The sequence below is a fragment of the Mesorhizobium sp. M1273 genome, from assembly GCF_040318195.1.
Taxonomy (GTDB): domain Bacteria; phylum Pseudomonadota; class Alphaproteobacteria; order Rhizobiales; family Rhizobiaceae; genus Mesorhizobium.
Window position 1 is genome coordinate 37,445 of sequence record NZ_JAMYLV010000014.1, and the last position, 26,399, is coordinate 63,843.

Here is a 26,399-nt window from a genome sequence, read left to right on the forward strand (position 1 = left end):
GCGATGACCCGTCCCTACGCACCCGGTTATCGCATCCCGACCGACCTTTTGCTCAAAGCCTATGCCTCCGGCGTCTTCCCGATGGCCGAAAGCGCCAATGACCCCGAAGTATTCTGGGTGCGGCCGGAGACGCGCGGCATCATTCCGCTCGACGGGTTCCACATACCGAAAAGCCTGAGAAAGACGATCCGCAAGAACCTGTTCGAGTTCCGCATCGATTTCGACTTTGAGGCGACGATCGAGGCCTGCGCTGAAAGGCGCGAGGAACGTCGGTCGACCTGGATCAACGCGCCGATCCGCGAAGCCTATATCGAGCTGCATCGGATGGGCCATTGCCATTCGGTCGAGGCCTGGCACAACGACCGATTGGTCGGGGGGCTCTACGGCGTATCGCTCGGCCGCGTGTTCTTCGGCGAGAGCATGTTCGCCAGGGAGACCGACGCGTCAAAGGCCTGCCTGGTTCACCTCGTCGAACGCCTGAAGGCGCGTGGCTTTGCACTGCTCGATACGCAGTTCACCACCGAGCATCTCAAACGCTTCGGTGCAATCGACGTGCCGCGCGGCAAGTACGAGAAGATGCTGGCCGAGGCGCTGAAGGGCGAGGCCGTGTTTTTTCCATAACCTGGAATGGCTCATCGTTTCACAGGAACGCAATTCCGGACGGAAAGCCGTTCACACTTCCTGGAATTGCTCTTGCGGCCGGTCAGCCTTTTGCTGCCGTCACCAGCGGCGTCTGTGCGTGGAACATCATCTTCCAGCCATTGACGCGGTGGACATAGCCGGTGCTGACCAGCGCCGCATAGGCTTCGCCATCTTGCCGCGTCGCACGCGCCTCGTAGGTCAGCATGACGATGTCGCTGCCCGGCTCGATGATGCCCTTGAGGTCGATGTCGAGATCGCGCCAGCGGTTCGGGTCCGTGGCAGTTGCGGCCAGATCGGTATTGCTCATCACCCGCGCCATCTGCGGGAAGGCCACCAGGCAGTCGGTATCGGCATTGGCCTTGAAATAGTCGGCACCGCCGGTCCAGAATCCCCTTTCGATGTCGAGAAGTTCGTTCTTGTTGGCCATCATCATGGCAACCTCCTCCGTAGAGAGGCACCAACGCTCGGGCAACGCGGCGGTTCCGCAGGGCGCGGTATGCGCCGCGCACTGACAGATTCTAGTTGGTTTTGGGGGCGGCGGGTGCCGGCACGTCGGACTTCTGCTTGCAGCCCTTCAGCCAGATATCATAGACGGCATGCTCGACGGCGTTGATCCCGGGGCTTTCGGCAAACATCCAGCCGGTGAAGATACGGCGTATTTTCCGATCGAGCGTGATCTCGTCGACCTCGACGAACGAATCCGTCTTCGGCTCTTCGTTTTCGGGCCGCGAATAGCAGATGCGCGGCGTCACCTGCAAAGCGCCGAACTGCACCGTCTCGTCGATATAGACATCGAAGGTGATGATACGGCCGGTGATCTTGTCGATGCCGGCGAATTCAGCGACTGGATTGGTGATGCGCTCGGATACTGCCGGTGCTGCAGGCGCCACCGACGCGTCCGGCGCAGGCGGCGCCAATTCCTGCGCAGTAGCGAGCGCCACCATAGAAGCGAGAACGACCGCGGTTAATCCGCCCGTCAAAATTCGGCTGAACATGCTCATGCAAGGTCCGGTGGTTTGCGCCCGGGTGATTCTCTTAACGCCAAGGCTAGTTGCTGCTGTCGGATCAGCAAACAGCTAAACAGCAATTGTGGCGACAAAGGACCGCCCTCGTGGGACCGCCCCCGTGGGGACCGCGCGCGTGTCGCGGCGATCGATCACGAACCAGGCGTCCAGGCGTCGTAGTCGCCCGTCACCTGCGGACGATGCTGGTTGGTCAGCACCGAGCCTTTCGGGCGATAGGCCGCGGGGCTGCCGGTGAGGTTCGGCACATGCGGCTTTTGCCAGTCGCGTGGCTTGTAGTCTTCGCTTGGCGGCGCAACGTCGACACGATGATGGATCCAGCCATGCCAGCCGGGCGGAATCGCCGAGGCTTCCGAATAGTCGCGGTAGATGACCCAGCGACGGGTGCGGCCTTCCGAATCGACGCCGCCCTCATAGTAGACGTTGCCGACCTCGTCCTGCCCGACCTTCTTGCCGTGCCGCCAGGTGTGGAAGCGCGTTCCCAATGTCTGGCTGTTCCACCAGGTGAAAAACTGCAGAAGGAAAGTCTTCATCCAAATCCTCGTGGCAAGTCCTTGAAGCAAGTCCTCGCGGCGGCTGCGGCGCCTGTTCCTGCTTATGGCGTCACGGCATTGCGAAGGCAAGGGTCTTGCCGCAACAGGCGAGCAAATGGCTGACGGGAAAGCGATACGTTCATGCTATTTTCGCGGCCGTCCGAAGCAGATGAAATAGGTTGTTGGCAACCTTACGCAGCGTTATTCTAGCAGTTGAAGCTTCGTTGCCTCAAGGACGGCAAATGAGAGGGGCTCATGTCATCGCTGGCGGGCACGGCCGGTCGCGCATTGCCGCAGGTCGTTGAGGCGATCTACGATTCGATTGCCGACGTCGGCCGCTGGCAGGCGACACTCGAGGCCATCTGCAATCTGGCGGAAGGCCAGCTTGCCATGCTCGCCGTCATCGACACGATCAGCAGCTCCGCGCGGTTTTCGGTGTCCTGCGGCGATCCCGCAGTTCTTGAGCCGTTGAAGCATGACTACGGCTCGCAAGTGCCGTTCTATGCGGCGGTTCCCAAGATGGAGATCGACGTGCCGTTCACCGTCGATTCGATCTACGCCCTGCAAGGCCCGGATACGCGACAGAGATGGCTCGAAAGCCGCATCGTGCGCGAATGGGTGCAACCCAACCGCCTGGACGATTTCTTCTGGGTGGCGTTGATGAAGCGGCCGACCCGGATCGGCACGTTGATGGTGGTGACCGACAAGGACAGGCGCCAGATTTCCCGCGAGGATCTCGAGCTTGTCAGCCTGCTGGCACCGCACGTGCGGCGCGCGGTGACCATCGGCGACCTGTTCGAAGCCGAGCGGCGCAAGGCCGAAATCTTCCGTTCCATCATCGAAAGCCTCGACCATCCGGTGCTGATCGTGGCCGAAGACATGACCATCATCTTCGCCAACCCGTCAGCCGAAACGCTGCTCGCCGAAAACATCTCGGTCGCTTGCGTACGCGGACAGCTTTCCTTCACCTATGCCAACGCCAACGCCGCGATCGGCCGTGCCGTCCAGCTCGGCACGCGCGACGAATTCGCGCTCGGACCTTGCGGCATCAACATTCCCCTGGCCAGGACGGTGGTTCCGGCGGTGGCCCATGTCATGCCGCTGGCGCGGCGTGAAATCTCGGCGCGCATCTCGCAACGCGCCGCCGCAGCGATCTTCATCGCCGCGGCGGGTTCGACACCGACCCCGGCGCTGGACGCCATTGCGGCGCTGTTCGGACTGACCGCGGCAGAAAGGCGAGTCGCCGGTCACGTTGCCGCCGGCCTGACGCGAAAGGAAATCGCCGCGGCCGGCGGCGTCTCGGACGGCACCGTCAAGTCGCAGCTGGCGACGATCTTCGACAAGACCGGTACCGGCGATCAGCGCGAGCTCGAACTGTTGATGCGCGAATTGTCACCGCCGTTGCGCTCCAGTTGATTTTGCTCAGGTTCCCCGGACCGGCAGCGGTCCAAAAGACTCGGCCGGTAAGTTTTTCAAACCTTTGACACCATCGTCCGCAAAATCTGGGAAACGAAACCGGCATCGTTGCAATTCGGCCAAAATCATGGTGCGGTCGTTCGCGGTCCAGAAACGCGGCACTATGCTCGGCTGGAATGAAAATGGTTTCTGGCGCGGATCTCGATCTTTGACACCGACATCTACCGAGCGGCTGCTCCCCTACCTCTTTCTGCTTGGGCTGATCGTAATCGCGGTCGCTTTCCGGCCACTGCTGCCCGTCGACGAAACGCGATATCTCAGCGTCACCTGGGAAATGTATCTGAGCGGACAGATCTTCGTCCCGACGATGAATTTCGCGCCCTATCTGCAGAAGCCGCCACTGCTGTTTTGGCTGATCGACCTTGTCTGGAACATTTTCGGCGCCAGCCGGCCGGCGGCGATGCTGGTCATCTTCGCCGCCTCCTCGCTCGTCATCTGGCTGACGACGGCGTTGGCAAAGACCCTGTTTCCGGGCCGCGACGACATCGCTCGGCGCATCCCCTGGCTGGTTGCCGGAAGCAGCGTGTTCGTCATCTATTCGACGCTGATCCTGTTCGACCTGTTGCTGACGGTCTTTGTGCTCGCCGCGCTGTTGTCGTTGATTGCCTTTGCCCGCAGCGGCAACCGCTGGCAGGCCGTTCTGGCCGGGCTGTTCATCGGCATGGGCGTGCTGACGAAAGGCCCAGTGGTGCTGATCCATATCGGCGCGCCCATCCTGTTCTACCCGTTCTGGCGCGACCGGCGGGCGGGACTGACGACACCGAACTTCCTCGCTGGAGTGGGCCTGGCCCTGCTCGCCGCACTAATTCCGGTGGCGATCTGGCTGGTGCCGGCGACCATCCTGACAAAAGGCAATTTCGTTTATGATCTCGTCTGGAACCAGTCGGCGGGGCGCGTCACCGGCAATTTGCGCAATTCGCATGGCCGGCCGTTCTATTTCTATCTGCTGCTGCTGCCCGTCATGTTCATACCGTGGATCTTCATACCCGAGGTGTGGCGGTTGAAGCTGCGCACGCGGATACGCAACCTGATCGACGCGAAGTCGCCGGATCTGCGCGCCTTGCGCCTGCTGTCATTCTCGTTCGTTGCCGTGTTTCTGGTGTTCAGCGCGATATCCGGCAAGCAGCCTCATTATGTCGTGCCGATGTTGCCGTTCGTGGTCATCCTGTTCGGCTATTTCATGGCGGAGATCCCGCTCGCCAGGCTGAAGAGCTCGGCCATCGTCATGCTTGTCATTTTCGGCATTGGCCACGCGGTGGCATCGGCAACCGCGTTCAAACGCTATGATCTGACGCCGCTCGCCAACTTCATCTACGAGCGAAAGGATGCGGACTGGGCCGTGGCTTTCGACTATCAGGGCGAAGTCGGCTTCCTGGCCCGGTTGCAAAAGCCGTTCGAAAGCACCGACAAACCGGAAGAATGGCTTGGCTCGCATCCCAGCGGCTATGTCATCGACAAGGTTTCCAAGGATCCCGGCACTGCAGGGCAAATCGCGTTCCGGCTTCGCGTCGAACGCGGCTATCTCGTCGTGCTGAAGGGACAGCATTGACGATCGTCACCGGTATGCGAGTTCGTCCCCCGCGCGGGAGATGAAGGCGTTGCTGCTTCGTGGTTCCATCGCTCGATAGAACCGGGAGGTATTCATGCGCAAGCTCATCTCGACGACGCTTTTTGCCGTATCGCTCGCTGTGGCCGGCCTTGCCGCCGATCCGGCATGGAGCTTCAAATGTCAGTCCGGAACGATTGGGCAAGGCAGTTGCTCCTGCTCCGGGACCGCCGACTGCACCGATATGCGGCATTCCAAAATGTGCAAGGGCGACCTGAACTGCGGTTCGGGCAAATGCTCCTGCACGGCCGCATTGGTAGTCGACCCCGGCCCGAAAACCCCCAAGCCCAAGGTCGTCGCGCCGATGGCGACAACCAAAGGCGTCGTGAAGCAGTAGATATCCAATCCGAAAGGACGGCGGCTCGACGTCGCTGGGCCGGCCCGATGTTTCGCGGTTCGTCCCCCATGCGGGCGATGAACCGCTGTCGAAGAAATGGTGTTGTCTAGCCGGAGGGTGGTTTCCAACCGAAAGAGCGAGGATACCATGTTGAAAACCTGCACGATGCTGTTCTTCTGCCTGATGGCGGCCGCCGCGGCCGCCCAGCCGCCGCCGTCGGGGCCGCCGGTTCCCAGTGCGGCACTTGCCCCATGCAACGCCACACAATCGAACAGGCCCTGCAAAGCCGAACTCGGCGTGTTCCTGATCACCAACACCGTCCGCAACCTGGCGCAAGCCAAAGTCGACGCCACCAACGCACAGCTGGCCGCCCAGGGACGATCGTCACGCGCATCGATCGAATCGCTGAAGCAATGGCGGCCGTCGCGCTTTGCGACGCAGATGCTGAACCAGCCGAACAGCTGGTTTGTCAAAGTTCCTTACATCCTGACCATCAAAGTCTCGATCCCGGTGACCTCCGACCGCCACATCGGCATTCCCATAGACGTCAACGTCTTCTGCAGCGGCTGGCAGACCGATTCCAGCCAGGTCATCATCCGCTCGCAACCCGGCCCGGCGAGCTTCGAGGGCGGCAACATCCTCGAAGACGTTTTCAACGTCGGCAATTACATCGACGCTCAGGTACGCAGCTCGTTTTCGGCACCTCTGCCGGTGACGACGCCGGTTCCAAATTCGAAATGCTCGGCAATAGACGGCTCCGATGCCGGCACACAGGCCACCGGCGATGATCTCATCTTCTGGACGGTGCCGCGGCGCAACCTGGTGGTGACGGACGCCATAGCCAAGCCGACGGTTGAAGTGACCTTCGACAGCCTCACACGCCTGCCAGCCCGCGACTTCCACAACAATGTCGTCTATGCGGAATCCGAGGCCATAAACCTCAACGTCTATGCCAATGAGGATGGTCGTCAGAAGGCGCTGACGATGCGCGAAGGCGACGTGGCTGCGCTGAACGTTCCCGCAGTACGGCTGGACGCGCGAAAATACGATTCGCTGGTCGTCATCGGCAATGTCGACCAGCCGCCGAACGACCCCAGAGACAGCGCCTTCGCAGTAGCGGCCAAGACTGCGGGATTCGGTGCCGGTTCCAAGATCATGCAGATCCCGAAGTGGTATTCGAGGCCGCCGGACCAGTTCAATCCCAAGCCTACATGGATCAGAGTTCCCGGCTATGAGCTGCACTATACGGTACGCTATCTCAACAGCGGCGGGCTGGCCGTCGATGGTGGAACCAGTACGGTCCGGCCTCCAAAAGTCGCCGTTCCGATAGAGACGCTCATCAAGCCGAAAACGCCCTGACGCGGCCGCTCGCGGATGACGGCGGCGGTTCAGACCGCTACCGCCTTCCCCCGCGCGGCAGATGCGGCAGCACCGGCATCATGGCCTGATCTTGCCGGAACAAACGCGCCGCTGCGCCACGAGCGAGCGGCGCCATCGATGGAGACAAACGATGCAGCACCTTCCCCTCACCATGCCCGCCGTCCGGATCATTGCGGCAATCTCGCTGCTTGCCTTCCCGACCTTCCTGCCGCCGGTCACGAGCCCGGCGAACGCGCTGCCGGTCAGCCAATCCTGCCGGATCACCACCTATTACAAGACTGCGGCAAAGGCGACGGAGGTTGGCGTGCGCTCGACGTGCCAGGGCGTCAAAAAATGGGGCGTCACCTCGAAATATTACGAGGTGGAAAAAATCGAAGCCGCCACGCCCCCGCACACGTCGGGCGGCGGCGGCAGCCTGCCATGCGAGTTTCTCGCTGCCGGCTGCTCCAACCTGCCTGAGAAACGCAACTGAGCGCCAGGCAAACGAGCTAGCCGATCGCCTTCTCCAAAACCAGCGCCGGCAATCCCGAGGCGCCGCCGCAATCGGCCGTGTTGCCGGCGGGCAAGAACCCTCTCGAGCGGTAGAAGGCGACAGCCGGAGCATTTGCTTCCTCGACCTCGACACGCAGCGTCCGGGCCTCCGGAAAGCTGGCCTCGATCTCGTCCAGCAACGCCTGGCCGATGCCTTGCCTCTGCCAGGCCGGATGCACGTAAAGCTGGTTCAGCATGACGATCCTGGCATCCGTGGTAGCGGCGGCGAAAGCCATGCCGCCGATGTTTTTGCCGTCGTCGGCGACCAGGAACTCCGAGTTCGGCCGCGTCAGCCGTGCCTTGAGCGCGGCGATAGAATGCCATTCATCGGTGATTTCGGTGACCCGCGGCCCGCCGTAGATGGCATCATAGGTGGCATGCCATGTCTCGACCAGCAATGCGCGCACCGCCGCAAGATCGCGCTCGCCGGCGGTGCGGACGAACATCCTACTCGATCCCGAGCCTGGCCTTGACCAGCTCGTTGACCGCTTGCGGATTGGCCTTGCCGCCGGTCGCCTTCATCACCTGGCCAACGAACCAGCCGGCCATGGTCGGCTTGGCGCGCGCCTGTTCGACCTTGTCCGGGTTGGCAGCGATCACCTCGTCCACCGCCTTTTCGATGGCGCCGGTATCGGTGACCTGCTTCATGCCGCGGCTTTCGACCAGCTGACGCGGATCGCCGCCCTCGTTCCAGACGATCTCGAACAGATCCTTGGCGATCTTGCCGGAGATGGTGCCTTCCTTGATCAGGTCGATGACCGCGCCGAGCTGATCGGGCGAAACCGGAGCATTTTCAATACTCTTGCCGGCTCTGTTCAACGCACCCAGCAAATCGTTGATGACCCAGTTGGCGGCAAGCTTGCCATCGCGACCGGCGGCCACCTTCTCGAAATAGTCGGCGACCGCCTTTTCCGATACCAGGATCGAGGCGTCGTAGGTCGACAGGCCGAGCGAGGTGATCAGCCGCGCCTTTTTCGCGTCGGGAAGTTCCGGCAGGTCTGTTGCCAACGCGTCGACATAGGCCTGGTCGAATTCCAGCGGCAGAAGGTCGGGATCGGGGAAATAGCGGTAGTCGTGCGCTTCTTCCTTGGAACGCATCGAGCGCGTTTCGCCCTTGTTGGGGTCGAACAGCCGCGTTTCCTGGTCGATCTTGCCGCCGTCCTCCAGGATGGCGATCTGGCGGCGCGCCTCGTAGTCGATGGCCTGGCCGATGAAACGGATGGAGTTGACGTTCTTGATCTCGCAGCGCGTACCGAATTCGCCGCCGGGCCGGCGCACCGAGACGTTGACGTCGGCGCGCAGCGAGCCTTCGTCCATATTGCCGTCGCACGTGCCGAGGTAGCGCACGATGGTGCGCAGCTTGGTGACATAGGCCTTGGCTTCATCGGCGGAGCGCATATCCGGCTTGGAGACGATCTCCATCAGCGCCACGCCGGAGCGGTTGAGATCGACATAGGACATCGTCGCATGCTGGTCGTGCATCGACTTGCCGGCGTCCTGCTCCAGATGCAGGCGCTCGATGCCGACCTCGATGTCCTCGAATTCGCCCTGCCGGTCCGGGCCGACCGAGACGATCACCTTCCCCTCGCCGACGATCGGCTGCTTGAACTGCGAGATCTGGTAGCCCTGCGGCAGGTCGGGATAGAAATAGTTTTTCCTGTCGAAGACCGATTTGTGGTTGATCTCGGCCTTCAGGCCCAGCCCGGTGCGGATCGCCTGCTTGACGCATTCCTCGTTGATGACCGGCAGCATGCCGGGCATCGCCGCGTCGACCAGGCTGACATTGGCGTTGGGCGCGGCGCCGAAAATGGTCGAGGCGCCGGAAAACAGCTTTGCCTGCGAGGTCACCTGCGCGTGGACCTCGAGGCCGATGATGATCTCCCAGTCGCCGGTGGCGCCGGGAACCAGGCGCTTGGCGTCGGGCGTGCGGGTGTCGATAATGCTCATAAGGGCCTGCATACTGAAATTGCGGATATGCGAGAACGCATATTTTGATGTGCAACTTCGCTAGTGCAAACCGCCAAAAGAGACAAGCGCAAAGCCGCAGGCCGCCGACGCGGCACAGGCCCGCACCTGCCGCGATGAACTGCGATAGCAGCTTGAAAAATCGAACTGCCGGCAACCCGGCCGCCGTCACCTATGCCGTGGCGATATAGGCCCTGATCTCCTCGGCCTCGCGCTCGACATCCTCGATGCGCCGCTTGACCACGTCGCCGATCGACACGATGCCGTCGAGCAGCCCGTTCTTTTCCACCGGCAGATGGCGGAAGCGGCCCTTGGTCATGATCTCCATGACCTCGTTGACGGTGTGGTTCTCATTGCAGATCTTCACCTTGGGCGTCATCGCCGAGCGGACGGCAAGGTCGAGCGCCGCCGCCCCCTCCTTGGCGAGAACCCGCACCACATCGCGCTCGGAAAGAATGCCGACGATCTTGTGATCGCCGTTGGTGATGACCAGCGCGCCGATCCTGTGTTCGGAAAGCATGCGGATGGCTTCGCTGAGCTTTTCGTTCGGCCCGAGCGTCACCACGTCGTGGCCTTTTGCCTCGAGAATTGCCTTAACAGTCATGGCGTCCTCCTCTGCATTTCCTGCCGGCTCCTGCCCTGGCCGGCTTGCCCTGGGATGAACATGGTGCGCCGCGAACGGTTGCATTTCAAGTGCGGCCGTCTCAGGTCTCCGGCTCGTCCGCCTGCCGGGGCACCTGCTCTCGCCGATCAAAAAACCGCAGGCCGAAAAAGCCGGCAAGAAAGCCGCCAATATGGGCTTCCCAGGCGATCTGGCCGTCAATGCCAGGCGCCAGGCCGAAGAGGCCGGTCGCGAGGTTGATCACCATCCACATGGCGAGAAAGGTGACGACGCCGCGCGAGCGCAGCACCGCCGCCATCGGCAAAGGCTGGCCGGCGAAGGCGGCCTTGCCCGACGATCGGTCAATGCGGAAGCCGTAGCGTGCCGCCGCGCCCATCATGCCGGAAATCGCGCCGGAGGCGCCGACCAGCGGCGCCTCGCCAAGCGGGTGCATGGCCCAGAACAACGCCACCGCCGCCAGTCCGGTCGCGGCGAAGAACAGGCTGAAGCGCAGCGCGCCGAAGCGGTTGGCCAACGGTGAGCCGAAGGCCGCGAGCCACACCATGTTGATGGCAAGATGGGCAAAGCCGCCATGCAGGAAGGCATAGGTAAAGGGGCTCGAAAACGCGAAGAAATCCAGATCGAAGCGGCCCGAATAGCGGATGGGGACAAAGGCAGCCCGGACAAGCAGTTCGAAGTCCTGGTCGTCGGTCAGCCAATAGACCCGGATCAGATGGACCGCGACGCAGATGCCGATCACCGCCAGCACCACGGGCGGCAGGTTGAACACCGGTTCGCGGCGCTGCTCCGGTTCGCGGGCGGCAGGCCCGCTCTCGCCCTGCTCGATCTCCGGTGGGCTTTCTGGGTCGCTCATATGGCTTGCACTCAGTCGCTGGATTGGACTTGGCGAGCATGTAGATCACGGCCAACCGAATCACAAACGGCGAATCAGCAGCCCCGAATCAAAAAAAGAAGCCGTCCAAGGTTTCCCTTGAACGGCTGGTCGAGCCCCCTTGCTCCCCCTGAACTCTTGACTGAAGTGCTGCCGATCGTCGCAAAACGACCGCTTCTGGAGTGGTTTTGGTGTGCCACAGGCCTGGCCGGCGCGCAGCGTAAACCAGTTGTTAACCTTAACCGCCCCGACCCGTGAACAAGTATTAACGATGCTGGCACGCATCCTGCTCCGCAACGCATGTAGGTCTTCGGAGGGCGCCCTTCTGTTCACCGATGGGACATCAGAAGACAGAATGCGCGGAGCAGCATTAGCATGAACCAGACCGGATCGATCACGCTGTTCCATTATTGGAACCGGTTGCGTGACGGACGCCCTGCCCCGAAGCGCTCGGAAGTCGAACCCGCCGACATCAAGTCGCTGCTGGCCGACACGTTCATCCTGGAAAAGGACACGCGCGGCGAAGCGGTGTTCCGGCTCGCCGGCACCAGGCTCTGCGCGGTCTATGGCCGCGAACTCAAGGGGTTTTCATTCCCTTCGCTGTGGCGCGAGAAGGACCAGCGGCTGATCTCGAAGCTGACCGATGGCGTCTTCGACCTGAAATCGGTGGTGCTCATCACCTATGAAGGTTTCAGCCGCAGCGGCCGTTCCAACAGGTTCGAGCTGCTCGCGCTGCCGCTCGACGGCGGTGTCGAGAGCCCGCGTTGCCTCGGCGTGATAAGCGCCGTCGAAAAGCCCTTCTGGCTGGGCGCCGACCCGGTTCTCGACGCCTTGATCGATTCGATCCGCGTCGTCGATCCCGACAAGGAGCCGATGTTCCCGGGGAACCGTCCGGCGATCGAGGTTCCCTCGCTCGCCCCATCGGAATTCGACCCGCCCGAGACGATTTCGGCGCTCGGCCAGGCCCGCCGCATCCGTCACCTGGTCGTCTTCGACGGCGGACGCGAGGAATGATGCCCAAAGCTTAAAGCAACAGCGCCGGGCTTTCCCCTTTGTTAACCTGCTTTGTTGTAGTTTTCCGCTGAAATTCCCCGCATCCATGCGCGGAATGCCGAACGGGGTATGGCAGTGATGAGGTCAGCGGCGGTCGACCATGCGCCGTCCCAAGCTGAAAGGCGTAACTTTCAGCGCGTCCGCGTGAAAATTTACGGACGTTTCATGCTCGAAGACCGCACCGAACATCCCTGCCAGGTGGTCGACATGTCGCCCGGCAACGTCGCGCTGCGCACCGAGCGCGCCGGCCTGGCTGGCGAAAAGGTCATTGCCTATATCGATCACATCGGCCGCATCGAAGGCGTCATCACCCGCACTTTGCAGGATGGCTTTGCGATGACCGTCATCGCGTCGGACCGCAAGAGGGACAAGCTCGCCGCGCAACTGACCTGGCTTGCCAACAAGCACGAGCTCGACCTGCCGGAAGACCGCCGCCATGAACGCGTCGCACCGCGCAACCCGACGAGCGTGCTGCAGCTTGCCGACGGACGCCAGTACCAGTGCCGCATCATCGACCTGTCGCTGTCGGGCGCGGCGATCGAGATCGACGTCAAGCCGGCCATCGGCGTCCAGGTGACGCTGGGCACCATGCGCGGCCAGATAGTGCGGCATTTCGAAGATGGCGTCGCCATAGAGTTCGCCGTCATCCAGCGGCCGGAAACGCTCGATACCGAATTCAGCTCATCGCGCGGCTGACGCGGAAGCGTTAGCACTATCGGGAAGAGAGGCTGGCGATCCTTCGCGCCCCCTCTGTCCCGCCATCCCAGCTGTTCGAATGGTGCGACGAAGCATGGGAACATGCCCGGCTGGAATCCTTAAACAATTCTATATTCAATTGCCTCAAATTTTATGTTTATTCTATTGGCGTTTTACTTAATGTCTACTTCGCGCTTTTGCGTCAAATAAATCCAGCCGTGTCATTGTCTCCTCAAACGGGGAGACTGAATAATGAACAGGATGAGGGGCAAGCTGTTGCTGGCGGCAATAGCGATGCAGCTTTTCGGTTGGGGGACTGTAAACGCGGCGGAGCCGGCCTTCATGCACACCGGCGGCCGCACCACGCAGCCGGTCGGACACTACGAAATGTGCCAGCAGCTTCCGCAGGAATGCAATCAGAGGACGCCTGGCCGGGCACCCGTCGAGCTGACCCGCAAGCTGTGGGCAACGATCGTCAAGGTCAACAATTCGGTCAACAGCAGGGTCGCGCCGCGCACCGACATGGAAATGTGGGGCAAGGAGGAAGTCTGGTCCTTTCCCAATAGCGGCTTTGGCGACTGCGAGGACTATGCGCTGGAAAAGCGCCGCGAGCTGATGAGCATCGGCGTGCCGGCCGGCGATCTGCTGATGACGGTGGTGCGCCAGCGCAATGGTGACGGCCATGCGGTGCTGACCGTGCGCACCAGCCTTGGCGAGTTCATCCTCGACAATCTCCAGCCCAAGGTGCTGTCCTGGACCAATACCGGCTACACCTACCTGAAGCGCCAGTCCGAGCGGAATTCCGGCGCCTGGGTGACGATCAACGACGGCCGCTCCGACGCGGTCGCCAGCGTCCGCTGAGGACGCCAAGGCATGTCGCCCAAAAGTGCGTAGCGGTTTTGGGATAACGACATGCAAAAACTGAGGTTAAGTGCGTCGCATGACTTCGCGCTTTAGGAGAAACCCGGTCGAGTCCCCACCCTCCCCGTCCCCAACGACCGGGTTTAAGGAGCCGGCCCCGTCCCCGGGCCGGCTCCACCATTTCTGGCGGAACACATCTCGATACAGTTATCTCGGCTTTGCCTCCAACTGCGCTTCGTCATCCAAGCTGTCTCACGATCGTTTGTGGGATACGAGCTGCCGTTTGCCGTCGAAACGCTGTTACTTGCCCCTGATACGGAACGCGTCGACAAAGGCGGAAAACGCCGGAGAGGGATGGCGCCGGCTTGGATAGTACAGGTGGTAACCCTGGAACGTTGGGCACCATTTGGTCAGGACTTCCTGGAGAAGGCCACTCTCAATGTGTGGAAGGACGAGTTCGCGCGGCAGATAAGCCAAGCCCACTCCGTCAAGCGCGGCCTGAATCGCCGGCCCCATGTTGTTAAGCGTCAGTTGTCCCTCGACCCGAGCATTGAACTCGCGCGCTCCTTCCCGCAATTCCCAGGCATAGACCGATCCTGACGTCGGCAGCCGGTAGTTGATGCAGTTATGGTCGGTCAGCTCCTGCGGCGTCTCCGGCGGTGTCCGGTGGGCGAAGTAATGGGGTGAGCCGACCACAGTGTAGGTCACGTCGGCTCCGATGCGCACGGCTACCATATCCCGGGCAATGGACTCGCCCAGACGCACGCCGGCATCGAACTGGCGCTCGACGATGTTGGTGAAGGCGTTGTCGACCACCAACTCGACATTGATATCGGGGAAGTCGCTCAGGAACTTTGGCAGCCGGGCGCGGAAGACAATGTCGACCGAATCGTCGGTGCACACCAGGCGAATGTTGCCGGACGGCCTGTCGCGAAGGACGCCGAGAGCGCTGACCTCAGCCGCGATGCCTTCGAAATGCGGTTCGATGCCTTCCTTGAGGCGTTGACCGGCCGCCGTCGGGGCCACGTCGCGCGTGGTGCGAGATAGAAGACGGACGCCAAGCCGCGACTCCAGCGACTTGATGGTGTGGCTAAGGGCCGAAGGAGTGACCCCGAGCTTGGCGGCTGCTCGGGTGAAGCTCCGCGTCCGGGTGATCTCCAGGAACGCGCGCATTTCGGCGAACTCGTCGCGTGGCATTGATGAGCCTCATTCACAACCACATCAAAATTATACCCGCTAGTCGCATTTAGCCAGCCCGACTACTTAGTTCTGGAACGGACAGGAGACTGCCTTATGACCATCGATTTCGTGCTGGACGAGGCCACTGCTGCTGACAGCGGGACGACCCCATGGTCTGCGGTGGTCTGCCTGTCGCTACTGACCTTCCTTCTGGTCGGACTGGAGTTCCTCCCGGTGAGCCTGCTCACCCCGATCGCTCAGGATCTGGCCGTCTCCGAGGGTCAGGCAGGCCAGGCAATCGCGGTATCCGGATTCTTCGCCGTGGTTACCAGCCTCTTCGGCAACTCGGTGTTGCGAAACGTCGATCGACGGACGGTGGTTGTGGTCTATACGGCAGTGCTGGCCGCATCGAGCCTGGCGGTGGCGCTTGCTCCCAACTTCCTGGTCTTCCTGGCCGGGCGGGCGCTGGTCGGCACCGCGATCGGCGGTTTCTGGTCACTGTCGACGGCCATTCTGGCCCGCCTGGCCGCGGGACCCGACCTGCCCAAGGCCATTGCCTTGCTCCAGGGTGGCACTGCCTTCGCATTGGTGATCGCCGCGCCCGTCGGCAGCTTCCTCGGATCGCTGATCGGATGGCGGGCAACCTTTTTCGTCACTGTCCCCATCGGCCTTGCGGCGCTCGTGTGGCAGTTGGCCGTTCTCCCGAAGATGCCGCCGATAGAGATCGCCTCGGTGTCGAGCATGTTCGGCCTGCTGCGGAATCGCAGATTCGCCATCGGCATGGGCGCGACCGGGCTCGCTTTCATCGGGCAGAACGCGCTCTCGATCTATCTGCGGCCGTTTCTGGAAAACGTGACGGGCCTTGAGGTCAATACCCTCTCACTGGCTCTATTGGGCGTCGGCCTCGGTGGCGTGGCGGGACTGTCGATTGTCGGCTTCATACTCCGGCGGCACCTCACAGCCGTGCTGATCGGGCTGCCGAGTGCACTCGCGGTCTTCGCTCTACTGCTGATTGCCTTTGGACCGTTTGCACGCGCCACGGCCGGCCTGCTGGTTCTTTGGGGACTGTTCGCGACCCCGATCCCGGTGGCGTGGAACACCTGGATGACCACGCTCATCCCTGAAGACCTGGAGGCCGGGGGCGGACTCCAGGTTGCCCTGATCCAGTTCGCGATCGCAGGCGGTGCTATTGCAGGAGGCCTGCTGTTCGACGTGGCCGGCTGGTGGAGCGCCTTCCTTCTCGCCGCCGTCCTGCTCACGGGATCGGCCTTGCTCGCCGCCTCGGCCGGCCCCCGCACCTGAACTCTTTCAATTCTTGTCAAGGAGAACCTCATGTCCGAAGGAATCGAGAACAAGGTCGTCGTCATCACCGGTGCCAGCAGCGGCCTCGGTGAAGCGACGGCACGCCATCTTGCCGCACGAGGCGCTTCCGTGGTCCTGGGTGCACGGCGGTCACACCGCATCGACGCCCTTGTCCAGGAACTGACCGCCGCTGGGCACAAAGCCAAGGCCGTTACTACGGACGTCACCGACGCCGGCCAGGTCCAGAACCTGGTGAACACGGCGGTCCGGGAATTCGGCCGCATCGACGTGATGCTCAACAATGCGGGCCTCATGCCGTTGGCCCCGCTCGAACGGCTCAAGGTCGACGAATGGGACCGGATGATCGACGTCAACATCAAGGGCGTCCTTTACGGCATCGCGGCCGCGCTTCCGTACATGAAGGAGCAGCGATCGGGGCACATTATCAATGTCTCGTCCGTATACGGCCATGTGGTCGACCCGGGTGCGGCGGTCTATTGCGCCACCAAGTTCGCGGTGCGTGCGCTATCCGAGGGTCTGCGGAAAGAGGTGAAACCCTACAATATCCGTACCACGGTGATCTCGCCGGGCGCTGTCAGCACAGAGTTGCTCGAGCATATCAGCGAGAAGGATATCCAGCAGGGGACCAGGGACTTCGTGAGCAAGATCGCCGTGGGGCCAGATACGTTTGCCCGAACGGTCGCCTTCGCGATCAACGAGCCCGACGACGTCGATATCAACGAGATCTTGTTCCGGCCGACCGCCCAGCCGGTTTGACTTGGAAGGGGTTATGCTTCGGTATCTTAAGGCGCGGCTCCGCCATTTCCGGGTCGGCTAGACCTTCTTCAGCCCCGCCCTGAACCGCCTGCCGTTTGCCACATAATGCGCGGCCGAGGCGCGCAGCCTGGCGACTGCGTCCTCGTCGAGCATCCTGACGACGCGCGCGGGCGAGCCGACGATCAGCGAATTGTCGGGAAATTGCTTGCCTTCGGTGACCAGCGCGCCGGCACCGACCAGCGAGTTGTTGCCGATCTTCGCCCCATTCAGCACGATGGCGCCCATGCCGATCAGGCTGTTGTCGCCGATCGTGCATCCGTGCAGCAAGGCACGGTGGCCGATCGTGCAGCCTTGGCCGACGGTCAGCGGAAAGCCGGCGTCGGTGTGCATGATTGTGTGCTCCTGCACGTTTGTGTCGGCGCCGACGACGATCGGCTCGTCGTCGCCGCGGACGACGACGCCGAACCAGAAGCCGGCATTGCGGCCGATCCTGATATTGCCGATCAGGGTGGCATCGGGCGCGATCCAGTTGCTGTCGGCGTCCTCGAAGGCGGGCGCTTTTCCGTCAATCGCGTAGATCGGCATTGCTGTCTCCAGATTGTCTCACACCGACAAGCTGCCAGACCCTAGAAGCGAAGCCGCCCAGGACGCAATGGCGATCACCACCATCCCCAGCGCCAGCGCCCAGATGGTCGCCGTACAGCCGCAGGAGATCAGCCCCAGCACCGAGATGCGACGCTCGCGCCAGGCGTCCAGCGCCTCGTTGGCGAACATCAGCGGCCCGGCGCAAGCCGTCGCGGCGAGTGAGCGCAGCATGTGCTTCGACGATACATAGGGCTGGACGAAGGCAAGCCTGCGGCCGGCGATCAGCTCCATCGCCGATCCGGCCAGGCCGCAAGCCGTCAGCCCAGCCATAAAACTGAATATGATTTGTTCGACCGGGCCCATCTTTACCCTCCGTTTACCATGAAATCGCACAGTCGCCCGCAAAGCTGCGAAGCAAGAGCCGTGCCGCGTCGAGATGTGCCGTTCAGGCACACCCGTTGGACGGCAAACGAGGGTCGCGATGAAGCAGGCAGCCACTGAGGGCCCGCAACTCAGCGTCGTCGATTCGACGCTGATGAGGCGGGTGTTTTATGCATTCGCGACGCTGGCGCTGCTTTCGGTGGCGATCAGCCTCGGCGGCAAATGGTTCGGCCGCTCGATCGCCATGGCCGGGTACACCGACGACACCACGGTCCACAGGGTCGTCATCGGCAACAACGTCATCGCCGTGCCGGCCAATGTCATCCGCTTTGCCCAGGCCCGGCGCGACGGCATCGCCTCGCGACTCGACCTCTATCTGCGCTATCCCGAGATGGACGGCTACAGCGAGGCTGCCCGCAACGACTTCAACCACACCGGACCCAGCAAGGACATCGTCTTCCTGTCGTTCGAGCCGCAGCTGATGTCGCGCGACATGAGCGGCCGCTTCGCGCCGATCTACAGCGCACTGATCGCCAAGCCGGGTACGCCCGGCCCTGGCGGCACCACGCTTTACGCCTTCAGCGAAAAATCAGGCTATCTCAACGAAGTGCTGGCGGTCGCCGATCGCCCCGGCAAGGATCCGTTCGTCGCACGCTGCCTGAGCGGCCCGAGCGCGGACGAATCGCTGGCGCCCTGCGAACGCGACATCCTAGTCGGCGACAATCTCAGCCTCACCTACCGCTTCCCCCGGGAATTCCTGGGCGACTGGCAGGGGCTCGACGCGGCGATTTCGGGCGAGGCGGCACGTGTGCAGAAGACCGGGCGATAAGCAACGAAACGAGCCGTTCCGTAGCGATCCTTCGCGCCCCTCTCCGTCCTACCGGACATCTCCCCCACGAGGGGGGAGATCGGCCGTCATCTTGGCTTTCGCCAATCTCCAATGTTGCAGGAAGAGCGCAGCGCCGAGGCTGCCAATCTCCCCCTTCGTGGGGGAGATGGCCGGCAGGCCAGAGGGGGGCGCTGTCCCACCGGCGTCCTGCAAGGTTCCGTATCGCCGCAGCACTTGAGGCGTAGCGGCCAGCTAAACTCCCAGCTCAGGCCAGATCGATGTCGAGGATCGCCATCGAGAAATTATAGTCCCCATCGTCCTCGTCCTTGAAGACGATGCCGAGGAACTCGTCGCCGACATAGACCTCGGCCGAATCTTCCTTGCGCGGCCGCGCCTTCACTTCGAGTTTAGGGTTCTGGAAGGTGCGCTTGAAATAGGCGTCCAGCTTTCTGATTTCGTCCGGCTTCAACAGTCTTCTCCGATCGTCGGCTTCTTCGTTTGAGCGCGCTTCTGGCACGTCGACAATGGCCATGTAAAGGCAAGCCGGCGAGAGAACACGGGCAATCGCCTCAGGTTTGCGCTGCGGCGCCGACATCGATAGTTGGTCCGACGTGACAAGCCCCTGCCCGAGCACTCAGATGTCGAAGCTGACGACGTGGTCCATCGTCTGCGATGGCAACAGCTGGTCCATCTGCCGCGAAGGCTGGTCGCAGCCGGTCTCGCCGACGACGCGGGCCGGCACGCCGGCAACCGTCTTGTTGTGCGGTACCGGCGACAGCACCACCGAGCCGGCCGCGATCTTCGAGCAATGGCCGATCTCGATGTTGCCGAGGATCTTGGCGCCGGCGCCGATCAGCACGCCGTAGCGGATCTTGGGATGGCGGTCGCCGCCGGCTTTGCCGGTGCCGCCCAGCGTCACGCCGTGCAGGATTGACACGTCGTCCTCGATCACCGCCGTCTGGCCGACGACGAGGCCGGTGGCGTGGTCGAGGAAGATGCCCTTGCCGATGCGGGCAGCCGGATTGATGTCGGTCTGGAACACCGAGGACGACCGGCTCTGCAAATACAGCGCGAAGTCCTGACGGCCCTGGTTCCACAGCCAATGCGCCAGCCGGTGCGTCTGGATGGCGTGAAAACCCTTGAAGTAGAGCACCGGCATGATGAAGCGGTCGCATGCCGGATCACGGTCGTAATAGGCCTGGATATCGACGCGCACCGTCGTCGACCAGTCCTTGTCGTCGGCCGCCATCGCCTTGAACGTCTGGCGGATGAGGTCGGAGCCGATGTCCTGGTGGGCGAGGCGCTCGGCCAGCCGGTGAATGACCGCTTCTTCCAGGTTTTCCTGATTGAGGATGGTCGAATAGAGGAACGCCGCCAGCAGCGGATCGCGGTTGACCGCTTCCATCGCTTCGTCGCGGATCGAACGCCAGATCGGATCTACCGGCTGCACCCTGGTGGGACGGGAAATCGTAACGCTGTTCATCTGATGTCTCCGGCCATCCAATGTCTCGGCCATCCAATGTCTCGGTTGGCGGCTTGCCTATTCTCCGGCCGCACCTATAAGCCAGATCATAGCACGGGTGAACTCAATTTTCCTTAGTGCTTGGTGAAATGGATTTGGTTGGCGGAATTTCAAGCAGCCATGGAAAACGCAACCTTGATGGACGAGACCCTGAAGCGCGAGCTTTCCGCGCTCTATGAGGCCGAAGATCGCCACTACCACGACCTTGGCCACATCGAGGCGATGCTGGCACTGGCCAATGATTACAAGGCGTTGCTGCATGATCCTGAAGCAGTCGAGGCAGCGATCTGGTTTCACGACGCGATCTACGACAGCCGCGCCAACGACAATGAGGCGAGGAGTGCCGCACTTGCCGAGGAAAAGCTCGCCGGTCGCGCCGATGCACAACGCCTCGGCCACATCGCGGCGATGATCACTGCCACCGCCGGCCACGAATTGCCGCCCCTTGGCGACCAGCATTCGGTTCGCGACGCGGCGCTGTTCCTCGACATGGACCTGGCGATCCTGGGTGCTGCGCCCGACGTGTTCGACGCCTACGAGCAGGCGGTCCGCCGCGAATATCAGTGGGTCGATGAGCCGATGTGGCGGGCCGGCCGTGCCGCAGTGCTAGAGGGCCTCCTCGCGCGTCCGCATATCTTCCACAGCGAGGAATTCCGCCGGCGCTTCGAAACCCAGGCCCGGCATAACATGGCGCGCTCGCTCAGGGCGTTGGGGCACAGCCCGCGCCGATCGTAGCCCGACGCGTCGGCCACTTGCGTCCGGAAGATTTGCCCGAAATCACGTAAACGCGCCTATGGTCGATGCCATGGCCCACAGCATAAACACCCCGGCGGCAAGCGACGCGCCGTTGACCACGATGCCAGCCAGGCCGAGCAAACGATTGTCGTTTGGACGACCCAGCGCCATCAGCCCGAAGACCGCGCCGGTAAGATGCGCCAATGGCCCGACCAGGAAAAATACCGCCATGAAGAAGCCCGTCACACTGTGCTGGATAAGCACGGACGCGTCGCTCGGCATTGCCATCAACGCGGTGATCGCTATCGCGCCTGCCACCAATGCAGCCAGCCCTAGAACAACGGACCATTCGCCGAACCTGCTTTTCGCAACGACGCCCAGCAAAGCGGCGTCGCTTCTTCCCCATTGTGCCATCGTACCCTCTGCCCCTCGTTCAGCGCGTGGCGGGTTTGAACCGATCCACACGTCACGCTTAGTTACCCCCGTATCGTTGCAAAACCGCTAAGAACCCCAGCTTCAGGCCCGATGGCCGCTTTTTGGGGAGCCATCCATCAGAGCGGATGCTCGGCATAAAACTCCAGCACACGCTGCTTGAAGGTCTTGTCGCCGACCGCCAGCATGTGGTCGCGACCTTCGATGTGAAACGCCCTGGCGCTCGGCATCAAGGCGGCGAGCTCATCCGGCGAGCCGCCGATGTCGTCCTTGGTGCCGACGGCGATCAGCGTCGGCTGGGCAATGCGGGCAAGATCGGCCTCGCTCAGCAATTCGCGGGAGGTGGCGATGCAGGCAGCGAGCGCCCGGCGATCGCTGCGGGTCTGATCGGCGAAGGCACGGAACGAGCGGCCGCGCGGATCGCTGGTGCCTGCCGGATCGTCGGCCAGAAGGGCGTCGGCTATCGGATCCCAGTCGCCGACGCCGTCGACCATGCCGATGCCGAGGCCGCCGAAGACCAGCGTCGCCACCTTGTCCGGGTCGGAGAGCGCCAGGAAGGCCGATATGCGCGCGCCCATCGAGTAACCCATGACATGAGCGCGTTCGATGCCGAGATGGTTCAAAAGCGCTGCCGCGTCCGACGCCATTTTTGCCGGCGTGTAGTCGGCTTCGTCATAGCTCTTCGACGACGAGCCATGGCCGCGATTGTCAAAGGCGATGGCACGGTAGCCGGCATCGTTCAGCGTCTTGAACCAGCCGGGCGACACCCAGTTGACGTAGTGGCTCGAGGCAAAGCCGTGGATCATCAGCACCGGATCGCCCTGCCCCGATGCCGGCTGGCGGTCAAGGAAAGCAAGGTCGAAACCGTCATGGGAGAAGAACTGCATCGGCCGAAGATCCTGCCCGTTCAGTCGGAATCGACATTCGGCGCATCGCCCTTGTCGGGCGGCGGCATGGCCGGCCCCGGCGCCGTGCCGATGGCCGGATGGCGCAGCAGGTCGCCGTCCTCAATGCCCTTTTTGGCGGCCGTGCCCGCCTTGAGCTCGAGCACGAAGCGCACCGGTTCGTCCGGCGAGATGATCGCCTCCGACTGCGGCTCGCCTTGCCTGATCGCCCGGATCCGGCCGTCCTGGCCGACGAAGATCAGGTCGAGCGGCATCGGCGTGTTCTTCATCCAGAAACTCACATCCTGCGGCGCGCCGAACACGAACAGCATGCCGTGATTGTCGGCCATGTGGCGGCGGAACATCAGGCCGGCTTCGCGCTCGGCGGGCGTGTCGGCGATTTCCACGGAAAAAGAACGCTCGCCGGCCTTCGTCACCGCGACCAGCGGCGCCGGGTCGACGGGAAGGATCATCGCCTTGCCGTCGGCGGAACTCGGTTGCTGAAAATAGAAGAAGGCGCTTGCGGCGACGATGAGGAAAATCCCGGCGCAGAGCGCGCCCGCCGTCAGCCGGTTCCTGTGAGCCATATGAAATCCTCGGCCGGAACTAATGCGAGACCGGCAAGGTACCCATATCGGGGTGAATTTCGGCAGCCATAAGGCCTTTGTCGCCGCGTCCGAAGCGGACCAGCACCACCTGGCCCGGCCGGAGTTCGGTGATGCCGTAGCGGCGCAGCGTCTCCATGTGGACGAAAATGTCCTCGGTGCCCTCGCCCCGGGTCAGAAAGCCGAACCCCTTGGTGCGGTTGAACCATTTGACCAGCGCCCGTTCGAGGCCGCTTTCCGGCGTCACCGCGACATGGGTGCGCTGCTCCTGCATCTCCGCCGGATGCACCGCCGTGGTGACATCCATCGAGAGCACGCGGAAGGCCTGCAGCCCGCGCTCGCCCTGCTTGACCAGGCAGACGACACGGGCGCCTTCCAGGGCGGTCTGAAAACCGTCCTTTCGAAGGCATGTCACATGGAGGAGGATGTCGCCCGAAGTACCATCATCGGGAAGGATGAAACCGTAGCCCTTGGCCACGTCGAACCATTTGATGGCGCCGGCGATTTCGACGAGATCGGCCGTATCGGCGCTCTCATCCCGCTTCAACGCATCGTTACCGGCCCCGTCCCGCCCCATGAAAGAGGCCTTTTCCCCCATAAGAACGCCCCCTTTTTTCAACAAACACCGCAACTGATTCTTGGTATCAGATTAACACCGCGGCTTCCGGTGTGTGCAAGACCTGACGTGCCTTTTTTCACGGTTCCGTACAGGAATAGCGGATTTGCCGTTTGCCGGCGCCGGCAAGCGTGGCCAATTGCCCTTTGGCCGGGCCGCCCCTATGTTGCGCCGCAACGCAACATAAGGAGGAAATCATGCGCTATCTGCACACCATGGTCCGCGTCGCCGACATCGATGCTTCGCTCGATTTCTACTGCAACAAGCTTGGCCTCAAGGAGGTGCGCCGCCATGAAAACGAGCAAGGCCGCTACACGCTGATCTTCCTCGCCGCCCCCGAAGACGAGCAGAGCGGCATCAGCGAGAAAGCGCCGCTGGTCGAGCTGACCTACAATTGGGACCCGGAAGACTACAAGGGCGGCCGCAATTTCGGCCATCTCGCCTATGAGGTCGACGATATCTACGCCACCTGTCAGCGGCTGATGGACAATGGCGTTACCATCAACCGGCCGCCGCGCGACGGCAACATGGCGTTCGTCAAATCGCCGGACGGCATCTCGATCGAGCTGTTGCAGAAAGGTCCGGCCAAGCCGAAGGCCGAGCCGTGGGCGTCGATGCCGAACACCGGCAGCTGGTAACCGATCACGCCATCTTGAACGGACGCAGGCGGGCCCTGGTTCGGTTTTCGCGTCCGCATTCCCAAGGAGAATTCATTCATGCCGGCCAGCCATGTCGACGTCGCCACCGAACATGCCAGCCGCTATCTGCAGCAGCTGTGCAAACATTGGGCGCACAAGTTTCCCGTCGAATTCGACCCGAACCACGGCACCATCGATCTGACGCTCGGCCGCACGGTTCTCGATGCCGACCCGGCTGCGCTGCACATTGCAGTGACGACCGATGAAGCCGGCTCGCTCGAGCGCCTGGAAACGGTCGTCGCCGAGCACATCAAGCGCTTCGCCTTCCGTGAAGAGCTGGCATTCGACTGGAAACGCGCTCCGACCGCGTAGACGACCTGTCAACCGCCGGCCTTCGCCATGTCCAGCAGCATCAGCACGGTGCGCCAATTGCGCGCCGTGCCCGGCACCTTCAGAACGCGCGGAATTTGATTGGCAAACACGGATTTGCCGAGCCCGTCAGGCGCATGCAGGTAGAGCACGTCGCCCTTGATCTCGAAGCGTTCTGGCCCGGTGCATTTTTCCGCCAGCCGGGCGACCTCCTCGGCGGTCGGCCGGCGCTCCAGCGCATAGGCATGCAGCTTGGTCGGCTCGCCGGCCACTTCCGGATAGGGATTGTCGGCCGCCAGCCGCTCGAGCCAGCCGATATCGCGCACCATGATGCGTGAATGGAACCCCCATTTCTTCTCGAATTCCGCTTCCAACCGCTTGGTCAGCGTCGCCGTATCGCCATCTGGCGACCGGAACACGGCGTTGCCGCTCTGCACATAGGTGGCGACATCGGAGAAGCCGAGCTGCTCCAAAAATGACCTGAGTTCCGCCATCTTGACGATGCGGTTGCCGCCGACATTGATGCCGGAAAACAGCGCGATAAAAACCTTCGCCGGAGCGTTCGGAAGATCGTTGCTGCTCATATGATGAACCCGGCGAGCGTCTCGTTGTCTGTGATGTCCTGGTAATGGACGCTCTCGGCGTCGAAATTCGCCTTGAGCAGGTCGAAATTGCGGCGGTCCTTGGTTTCGATGCCGATCAGCACCGAACCGAAATTGCGCGCCGATTTCTTCAGATATTCGAAGCGGGCGATGTCGTCGTCGGGACCCAGCAATTCGAGGAAATCGCGCAGCGCGCCGGGCCGTTGCGGAAAGCGGATGATGAAGTATTTCTTCAAGCCCTCGAAGCGCAGCGCCCGTTCCTTCACATCCGGCAGCCGCTCGAAATCGAAATTGCCGCCCGACACCACGGCGACGATGGTCTTGCCCCTGATTTCCTTCCTGGAAAAATCCTTGAGCGCATCGATCGCCAGCGCGCCGGCCGGCTCGAGCACGACGCCTTCGACATTGAGCATTTCGATCATGGTTGCGCAGAGCCGGTTTTCCGGGATCAGCCGCACGGTGTCGGCGGCAAACTCCTTCAGGTGGCGCAACGGCTCGCGGCCGATCTCGGCCACTGCTGCGCCGTCGACGAAATTGTCGACCTTGGCGAGCTTGATCCGCTTTCCGGCGGCGAGGCTCTCGCTCAAACTCGGGGCGCCGGCCGGCTCGCAAAAGACGAAGCGCGTTTCGCGGTGCTGGTCGGCGAAATAATGGGTGACGCCGGCGGCCAGGCCGCCGCCGCCGACCGGCAGCATGACGATATCAGCCATGCGCGCGCCGGGCATCTGGCCTGATATCTCATAGGCGACGGTCGCCTGCCCTTCGATGATGTCCTTGTGGTCGAACGGCGGCACCATGTGGGCGCCGGCAGTTTCGGTGAATTCAAGTGCCGCGCGGTAGCAGTCGTCGAAGAAATCGCCGACCAGCCTGATCTCGACGAACGCGCCGCCGAACAGCCGCGTCTTGTCGATCTTCTGCTGCGGCGTCGTCACCGGCATGAAGACGACGCCCTTCTTGCCGAAATGGCGGCAGACGAAGGCAAAGCCCTGCGCATGATTGCCGGCCGAGGCGCAGACAAACAGCTCGGCAGCGTTGCCGGCGGCGAGCGTCTTGCGGAAGAAGTTGAAGGCGCCCCGGATCTTGTAGGAGCGCACCGGCGTCAGGTCCTCGCGCTTCAGCAGCACCCGCGCGCCGGTCTTCTTCGACAGATAGTCGTTTTCCTGCAGCGGCGTCTCCGGAAAGATCTCGCGGATCGCGGCAGCGGCGGCAGCGACGCGAGAAGAGAAACTGGTCATGGCTGGAGCACCCCACAGGCTAGGCGAATTCGGTCCCGCTATTGCATATCCGGCCTCGCGAAGCCATTGTCCGGCCACCCGAAAGGGTGTTCCCAAAACCTCGTTGGCCGTTA

At 62.5% G+C, this 26,399-nt stretch carries 33 protein-coding genes; 15 read left to right on the plus strand and 18 right to left on the minus strand.

Features of this window, described 5'->3' with window-relative positions; translation table 11 throughout:
- Positions 1–3 precede the first annotated feature (3 nt).
- A complete protein-coding gene (aat, locus tag NKH30_RS16740; protein ID WP_023674821.1) occupies positions 4–621 on the plus strand; it encodes a leucyl/phenylalanyl-tRNA--protein transferase in 618 nt (205 codons plus the stop codon).
- Between the two features lie 82 nt (positions 622–703).
- On the opposite strand, the gene NKH30_RS16745 is transcribed toward aat, so the two are convergent.
- From NKH30_RS16745 to NKH30_RS16755, 3 genes are all read right to left on the minus strand, one after another.
- Positions 704–1,072 (minus strand): hypothetical protein, encoded by a 369-nt coding sequence (locus NKH30_RS16745; RefSeq protein WP_352472795.1) that lies wholly within the window; start codon positions 1,070–1,072, stop codon positions 704–706.
- Between the two features lie 88 nt (positions 1,073–1,160).
- The gene (locus NKH30_RS16750) at positions 1,161–1,643 is read right to left on the minus strand and encodes a DUF2155 domain-containing protein (RefSeq protein ID WP_023674819.1); all 483 of its coding nucleotides are present in this window, start codon (positions 1,641–1,643) and stop codon (positions 1,161–1,163) included.
- Positions 1,644–1,798: 155 nt separating this feature from the next.
- Positions 1,799–2,197 (minus strand): NADH:ubiquinone oxidoreductase subunit NDUFA12, encoded by a 399-nt coding sequence (locus NKH30_RS16755; RefSeq protein ID WP_023674818.1) that lies wholly within the window; start codon positions 2,195–2,197, stop codon positions 1,799–1,801.
- Positions 2,198–2,452: 255 nt separating this feature from the next.
- Between NKH30_RS16755 and NKH30_RS16760 the strand changes: the two genes are divergently transcribed.
- The 5 genes from NKH30_RS16760 (at position 2,453) to NKH30_RS16780 (ending at position 7,468) form a co-directional block, all read left to right on the plus strand.
- The gene (locus tag NKH30_RS16760; RefSeq protein WP_352996227.1) at positions 2,453–3,613 is read left to right on the plus strand and encodes a helix-turn-helix transcriptional regulator; all 1,161 of its coding nucleotides are present in this window, start codon (positions 2,453–2,455) and stop codon (positions 3,611–3,613) included.
- 208 nt (positions 3,614–3,821) lie between these two features.
- Positions 3,822–5,222: an ArnT family glycosyltransferase gene (locus tag NKH30_RS16765; RefSeq protein WP_352835973.1), complete on the plus strand. Its 1,401-nt coding sequence runs from the start codon at positions 3,822–3,824 to the stop codon at positions 5,220–5,222.
- Positions 5,223–5,316: 94 nt separating this feature from the next.
- Complete coding sequence (locus tag NKH30_RS16770) at positions 5,317–5,616, plus strand: hypothetical protein (protein WP_352472757.1); 300 nt, start codon at positions 5,317–5,319, stop codon at positions 5,614–5,616.
- Positions 5,617–5,763: 147 nt separating this feature from the next.
- A complete protein-coding gene (locus NKH30_RS16775) occupies positions 5,764–6,975 on the plus strand; it encodes a hypothetical protein (RefSeq protein WP_352684853.1) in 1,212 nt (403 codons plus the stop codon).
- A 151-nt stretch (positions 6,976–7,126) separates the two neighbouring features.
- A complete protein-coding gene (locus NKH30_RS16780; RefSeq protein ID WP_352978065.1) occupies positions 7,127–7,468 on the plus strand; it encodes a hypothetical protein in 342 nt (113 codons plus the stop codon).
- A 16-nt stretch (positions 7,469–7,484) separates the two neighbouring features.
- On the opposite strand, the gene NKH30_RS16785 is transcribed toward NKH30_RS16780, so the two are convergent.
- The 4 genes from NKH30_RS16785 to NKH30_RS16800 all read right to left on the minus strand — a co-directional run bounded on the left by NKH30_RS16785 (position 7,485) and on the right by NKH30_RS16800 (position 10,967).
- Entirely contained in the window at positions 7,485–7,973 is a 489-nt protein-coding gene (locus tag NKH30_RS16785) for a GNAT family N-acetyltransferase (RefSeq protein ID WP_352501641.1), read from the minus strand.
- A 1-nt stretch (position 7,974) separates the two neighbouring features.
- Complete coding sequence (gene gatB, locus NKH30_RS16790; protein ID WP_352970520.1) at positions 7,975–9,474, minus strand: Asp-tRNA(Asn)/Glu-tRNA(Gln) amidotransferase subunit GatB; 1,500 nt, start codon at positions 9,472–9,474, stop codon at positions 7,975–7,977.
- 190 nt (positions 9,475–9,664) lie between these two features.
- A complete protein-coding gene (locus NKH30_RS16795; protein ID WP_023674810.1) occupies positions 9,665–10,096 on the minus strand; it encodes a CBS domain-containing protein in 432 nt (143 codons plus the stop codon).
- Positions 10,097–10,196: 100 nt separating this feature from the next.
- Positions 10,197–10,967 (minus strand): rhomboid family intramembrane serine protease, encoded by a 771-nt coding sequence (locus NKH30_RS16800; RefSeq protein WP_031211254.1) that lies wholly within the window; start codon positions 10,965–10,967, stop codon positions 10,197–10,199.
- Between the two features lie 393 nt (positions 10,968–11,360).
- Between NKH30_RS16800 and NKH30_RS16805 the strand changes: the two genes are divergently transcribed.
- The 3 genes from NKH30_RS16805 to NKH30_RS16815 all read left to right on the plus strand — a co-directional run bounded on the left by NKH30_RS16805 (position 11,361) and on the right by NKH30_RS16815 (position 13,595).
- A complete protein-coding gene (locus NKH30_RS16805) occupies positions 11,361–11,999 on the plus strand; it encodes a PAS domain-containing protein (RefSeq protein WP_023674809.1) in 639 nt (212 codons plus the stop codon).
- 117 nt (positions 12,000–12,116) lie between these two features.
- Positions 12,117–12,734: a PilZ domain-containing protein gene (locus tag NKH30_RS16810; protein WP_352541383.1), complete on the plus strand. Its 618-nt coding sequence runs from the start codon at positions 12,117–12,119 to the stop codon at positions 12,732–12,734.
- Positions 12,735–12,995: 261 nt separating this feature from the next.
- On the plus strand, positions 12,996–13,595 hold the full coding sequence (locus NKH30_RS16815; RefSeq protein ID WP_352702719.1) for a transglutaminase-like cysteine peptidase: 600 nt from the start codon (positions 12,996–12,998) through the stop codon (positions 13,593–13,595).
- 300 nt (positions 13,596–13,895) lie between these two features.
- Here the strand turns inward: NKH30_RS16815 and NKH30_RS16820 are convergent, their stop codons facing one another.
- Complete coding sequence (locus NKH30_RS16820) at positions 13,896–14,792, minus strand: LysR family transcriptional regulator (protein ID WP_352541384.1); 897 nt, start codon at positions 14,790–14,792, stop codon at positions 13,896–13,898.
- Between the two features lie 96 nt (positions 14,793–14,888).
- Between NKH30_RS16820 and NKH30_RS16825 the strand changes: the two genes are divergently transcribed.
- Positions 14,889–16,076: an MFS transporter gene (locus tag NKH30_RS16825; protein WP_352996230.1), complete on the plus strand. Its 1,188-nt coding sequence runs from the start codon at positions 14,889–14,891 to the stop codon at positions 16,074–16,076.
- A 30-nt stretch (positions 16,077–16,106) separates the two neighbouring features.
- Positions 16,107–16,853: an SDR family oxidoreductase gene (locus NKH30_RS16830; RefSeq protein WP_352541386.1), complete on the plus strand. Its 747-nt coding sequence runs from the start codon at positions 16,107–16,109 to the stop codon at positions 16,851–16,853.
- A 57-nt stretch (positions 16,854–16,910) separates the two neighbouring features.
- Here NKH30_RS16830 and NKH30_RS16835 read toward each other — a convergent pair whose 3' ends face one another.
- Together NKH30_RS16835 and NKH30_RS16840 are read right to left on the minus strand one after the other, a co-directional pair.
- The gene (locus tag NKH30_RS16835; protein ID WP_352766737.1) at positions 16,911–17,438 is read right to left on the minus strand and encodes a gamma carbonic anhydrase family protein; all 528 of its coding nucleotides are present in this window, start codon (positions 17,436–17,438) and stop codon (positions 16,911–16,913) included.
- Positions 17,439–17,456: 18 nt separating this feature from the next.
- The gene (locus NKH30_RS16840; protein WP_254817711.1) at positions 17,457–17,801 is read right to left on the minus strand and encodes a DUF6949 family protein; all 345 of its coding nucleotides are present in this window, start codon (positions 17,799–17,801) and stop codon (positions 17,457–17,459) included.
- Between the two features lie 118 nt (positions 17,802–17,919).
- Between NKH30_RS16840 and NKH30_RS16845 the strand changes: the two genes are divergently transcribed.
- Positions 17,920–18,648 (plus strand): hypothetical protein, encoded by a 729-nt coding sequence (locus NKH30_RS16845; protein WP_352978061.1) that lies wholly within the window; start codon positions 17,920–17,922, stop codon positions 18,646–18,648.
- 265 nt (positions 18,649–18,913) lie between these two features.
- Here NKH30_RS16845 and NKH30_RS16850 read toward each other — a convergent pair whose 3' ends face one another.
- Together NKH30_RS16850 and cysE are read right to left on the minus strand one after the other, a co-directional pair.
- Positions 18,914–19,117, minus strand: a complete 204-nt coding sequence (locus NKH30_RS16850; protein WP_023674799.1) for a DUF3126 family protein — start codon at positions 19,115–19,117, stop codon at positions 18,914–18,916.
- Positions 19,118–19,282: 165 nt separating this feature from the next.
- The gene (gene cysE, locus NKH30_RS16855; protein WP_023717455.1) at positions 19,283–20,131 is read right to left on the minus strand and encodes a serine O-acetyltransferase; all 849 of its coding nucleotides are present in this window, start codon (positions 20,129–20,131) and stop codon (positions 19,283–19,285) included.
- A 159-nt stretch (positions 20,132–20,290) separates the two neighbouring features.
- Between cysE and NKH30_RS16860 the strand changes: the two genes are divergently transcribed.
- The gene (locus NKH30_RS16860) at positions 20,291–20,905 is read left to right on the plus strand and encodes an HD domain-containing protein (RefSeq protein ID WP_352978059.1); all 615 of its coding nucleotides are present in this window, start codon (positions 20,291–20,293) and stop codon (positions 20,903–20,905) included.
- 42 nt (positions 20,906–20,947) lie between these two features.
- Here the strand turns inward: NKH30_RS16860 and NKH30_RS16865 are convergent, their stop codons facing one another.
- From NKH30_RS16865 to NKH30_RS16880, 4 genes are all read right to left on the minus strand, one after another.
- Positions 20,948–21,289, minus strand: a complete 342-nt coding sequence (locus NKH30_RS16865; RefSeq protein WP_352996232.1) for a hypothetical protein — start codon at positions 21,287–21,289, stop codon at positions 20,948–20,950.
- 167 nt (positions 21,290–21,456) lie between these two features.
- Positions 21,457–22,224, minus strand: a complete 768-nt coding sequence (locus tag NKH30_RS16870) for an alpha/beta fold hydrolase (RefSeq protein ID WP_352451114.1) — start codon at positions 22,222–22,224, stop codon at positions 21,457–21,459.
- A gap of 20 nt (positions 22,225–22,244) precedes the next feature.
- Positions 22,245–22,808, minus strand: coding sequence for a DUF192 domain-containing protein (locus tag NKH30_RS16875; protein WP_352451115.1), 564 nt, complete (start codon positions 22,806–22,808; stop codon positions 22,245–22,247).
- Positions 22,809–22,827: 19 nt separating this feature from the next.
- Complete coding sequence (locus tag NKH30_RS16880; RefSeq protein ID WP_502893739.1) at positions 22,828–23,424, minus strand: cold-shock protein; 597 nt, start codon at positions 23,422–23,424, stop codon at positions 22,828–22,830.
- 215 nt (positions 23,425–23,639) lie between these two features.
- On the opposite strand from NKH30_RS16880, the gene gloA reads away from it, so the two are divergent.
- Entirely contained in the window at positions 23,640–24,080 is a 441-nt protein-coding gene (gloA, locus tag NKH30_RS16885) for a lactoylglutathione lyase (protein WP_023674793.1), read from the plus strand.
- Between the two features lie 78 nt (positions 24,081–24,158).
- Entirely contained in the window at positions 24,159–24,452 is a 294-nt protein-coding gene (locus NKH30_RS16890; protein ID WP_352472739.1) for a DUF2218 domain-containing protein, read from the plus strand.
- A gap of 8 nt (positions 24,453–24,460) precedes the next feature.
- Here NKH30_RS16890 and NKH30_RS16895 read toward each other — a convergent pair whose 3' ends face one another.
- Positions 24,461–25,033, minus strand: a complete 573-nt coding sequence (locus NKH30_RS16895) for a DUF1697 domain-containing protein (protein ID WP_352684877.1) — start codon at positions 25,031–25,033, stop codon at positions 24,461–24,463.
- The gene (ilvA, locus tag NKH30_RS16900) at positions 25,030–26,286 is read right to left on the minus strand and encodes a threonine ammonia-lyase IlvA (protein WP_352472737.1); all 1,257 of its coding nucleotides are present in this window, start codon (positions 26,284–26,286) and stop codon (positions 25,030–25,032) included. Before ilvA ends, NKH30_RS16895 begins: the two co-directional genes overlap by 4 nt.
- Positions 26,287–26,399: the final 113 nt, after the last annotated feature.

Bases quoted from the DNA above. Each gene is read 5' to 3' on its own strand.
- aat (WP_023674821.1), top strand. From the start codon at position 4: ATGACCCGTCCCTACGCACCCGGTTATCGCATCCCGACCGACCTTTTG.
- NKH30_RS16745 (WP_352472795.1), bottom strand. From the start codon at position 1,072: ATGATGGCCAACAAGAACGAACTTCTCGACATCGAAAGGGGATTCTGG.
- NKH30_RS16750 (WP_023674819.1), bottom strand. From the start codon at position 1,643: ATGAGCATGTTCAGCCGAATTTTGACGGGCGGATTAACCGCGGTCGTT.
- NKH30_RS16755 (WP_023674818.1), bottom strand. From the start codon at position 2,197: ATGAAGACTTTCCTTCTGCAGTTTTTCACCTGGTGGAACAGCCAGACA.
- NKH30_RS16760 (WP_352996227.1), top strand. From the start codon at position 2,453: ATGTCATCGCTGGCGGGCACGGCCGGTCGCGCATTGCCGCAGGTCGTT.
- NKH30_RS16770 (WP_352472757.1), top strand. From the start codon at position 5,317: ATGCGCAAGCTCATCTCGACGACGCTTTTTGCCGTATCGCTCGCTGTG.
- NKH30_RS16775 (WP_352684853.1), top strand. From the start codon at position 5,764: ATGTTGAAAACCTGCACGATGCTGTTCTTCTGCCTGATGGCGGCCGCC.
- NKH30_RS16780 (WP_352978065.1), top strand. From the start codon at position 7,127: ATGCAGCACCTTCCCCTCACCATGCCCGCCGTCCGGATCATTGCGGCA.
- NKH30_RS16785 (WP_352501641.1), bottom strand. From the start codon at position 7,973: ATGTTCGTCCGCACCGCCGGCGAGCGCGATCTTGCGGCGGTGCGCGCA.
- gatB (WP_352970520.1), bottom strand. From the start codon at position 9,474: ATGAGCATTATCGACACCCGCACGCCCGACGCCAAGCGCCTGGTTCCC.
- NKH30_RS16795 (WP_023674810.1), bottom strand. From the start codon at position 10,096: ATGACTGTTAAGGCAATTCTCGAGGCAAAAGGCCACGACGTGGTGACG.
- NKH30_RS16800 (WP_031211254.1), bottom strand. From the start codon at position 10,967: ATGAGCGACCCAGAAAGCCCACCGGAGATCGAGCAGGGCGAGAGCGGG.
- NKH30_RS16805 (WP_023674809.1), top strand. From the start codon at position 11,361: ATGAACCAGACCGGATCGATCACGCTGTTCCATTATTGGAACCGGTTG.
- NKH30_RS16810 (WP_352541383.1), top strand. From the start codon at position 12,117: ATGAGGTCAGCGGCGGTCGACCATGCGCCGTCCCAAGCTGAAAGGCGT.
- NKH30_RS16815 (WP_352702719.1), top strand. From the start codon at position 12,996: ATGAGGGGCAAGCTGTTGCTGGCGGCAATAGCGATGCAGCTTTTCGGT.
- NKH30_RS16820 (WP_352541384.1), bottom strand. From the start codon at position 14,792: ATGCCACGCGACGAGTTCGCCGAAATGCGCGCGTTCCTGGAGATCACC.
- NKH30_RS16825 (WP_352996230.1), top strand. From the start codon at position 14,889: ATGACCATCGATTTCGTGCTGGACGAGGCCACTGCTGCTGACAGCGGG.
- NKH30_RS16830 (WP_352541386.1), top strand. From the start codon at position 16,107: ATGTCCGAAGGAATCGAGAACAAGGTCGTCGTCATCACCGGTGCCAGC.
- NKH30_RS16835 (WP_352766737.1), bottom strand. From the start codon at position 17,438: ATGCCGATCTACGCGATTGACGGAAAAGCGCCCGCCTTCGAGGACGCC.
- NKH30_RS16840 (WP_254817711.1), bottom strand. From the start codon at position 17,801: ATGGGCCCGGTCGAACAAATCATATTCAGTTTTATGGCTGGGCTGACG.
- NKH30_RS16845 (WP_352978061.1), top strand. From the start codon at position 17,920: ATGAAGCAGGCAGCCACTGAGGGCCCGCAACTCAGCGTCGTCGATTCG.
- cysE (WP_023717455.1), bottom strand. From the start codon at position 20,131: ATGAACAGCGTTACGATTTCCCGTCCCACCAGGGTGCAGCCGGTAGAT.
- NKH30_RS16860 (WP_352978059.1), top strand. From the start codon at position 20,291: ATGGAAAACGCAACCTTGATGGACGAGACCCTGAAGCGCGAGCTTTCC.
- NKH30_RS16870 (WP_352451114.1), bottom strand. From the start codon at position 22,224: ATGCAGTTCTTCTCCCATGACGGTTTCGACCTTGCTTTCCTTGACCGC.
- NKH30_RS16875 (WP_352451115.1), bottom strand. From the start codon at position 22,808: ATGGCTCACAGGAACCGGCTGACGGCGGGCGCGCTCTGCGCCGGGATT.
- NKH30_RS16880 (WP_502893739.1), bottom strand. From the start codon at position 23,424: ATGGGGGAAAAGGCCTCTTTCATGGGGCGGGACGGGGCCGGTAACGAT.
- gloA (WP_023674793.1), top strand. From the start codon at position 23,640: ATGCGCTATCTGCACACCATGGTCCGCGTCGCCGACATCGATGCTTCG.
- NKH30_RS16890 (WP_352472739.1), top strand. From the start codon at position 24,159: ATGCCGGCCAGCCATGTCGACGTCGCCACCGAACATGCCAGCCGCTAT.
- NKH30_RS16895 (WP_352684877.1), bottom strand. From the start codon at position 25,033: ATGAGCAGCAACGATCTTCCGAACGCTCCGGCGAAGGTTTTTATCGCG.
- ilvA (WP_352472737.1), bottom strand. From the start codon at position 26,286: ATGACCAGTTTCTCTTCTCGCGTCGCTGCCGCCGCTGCCGCGATCCGC.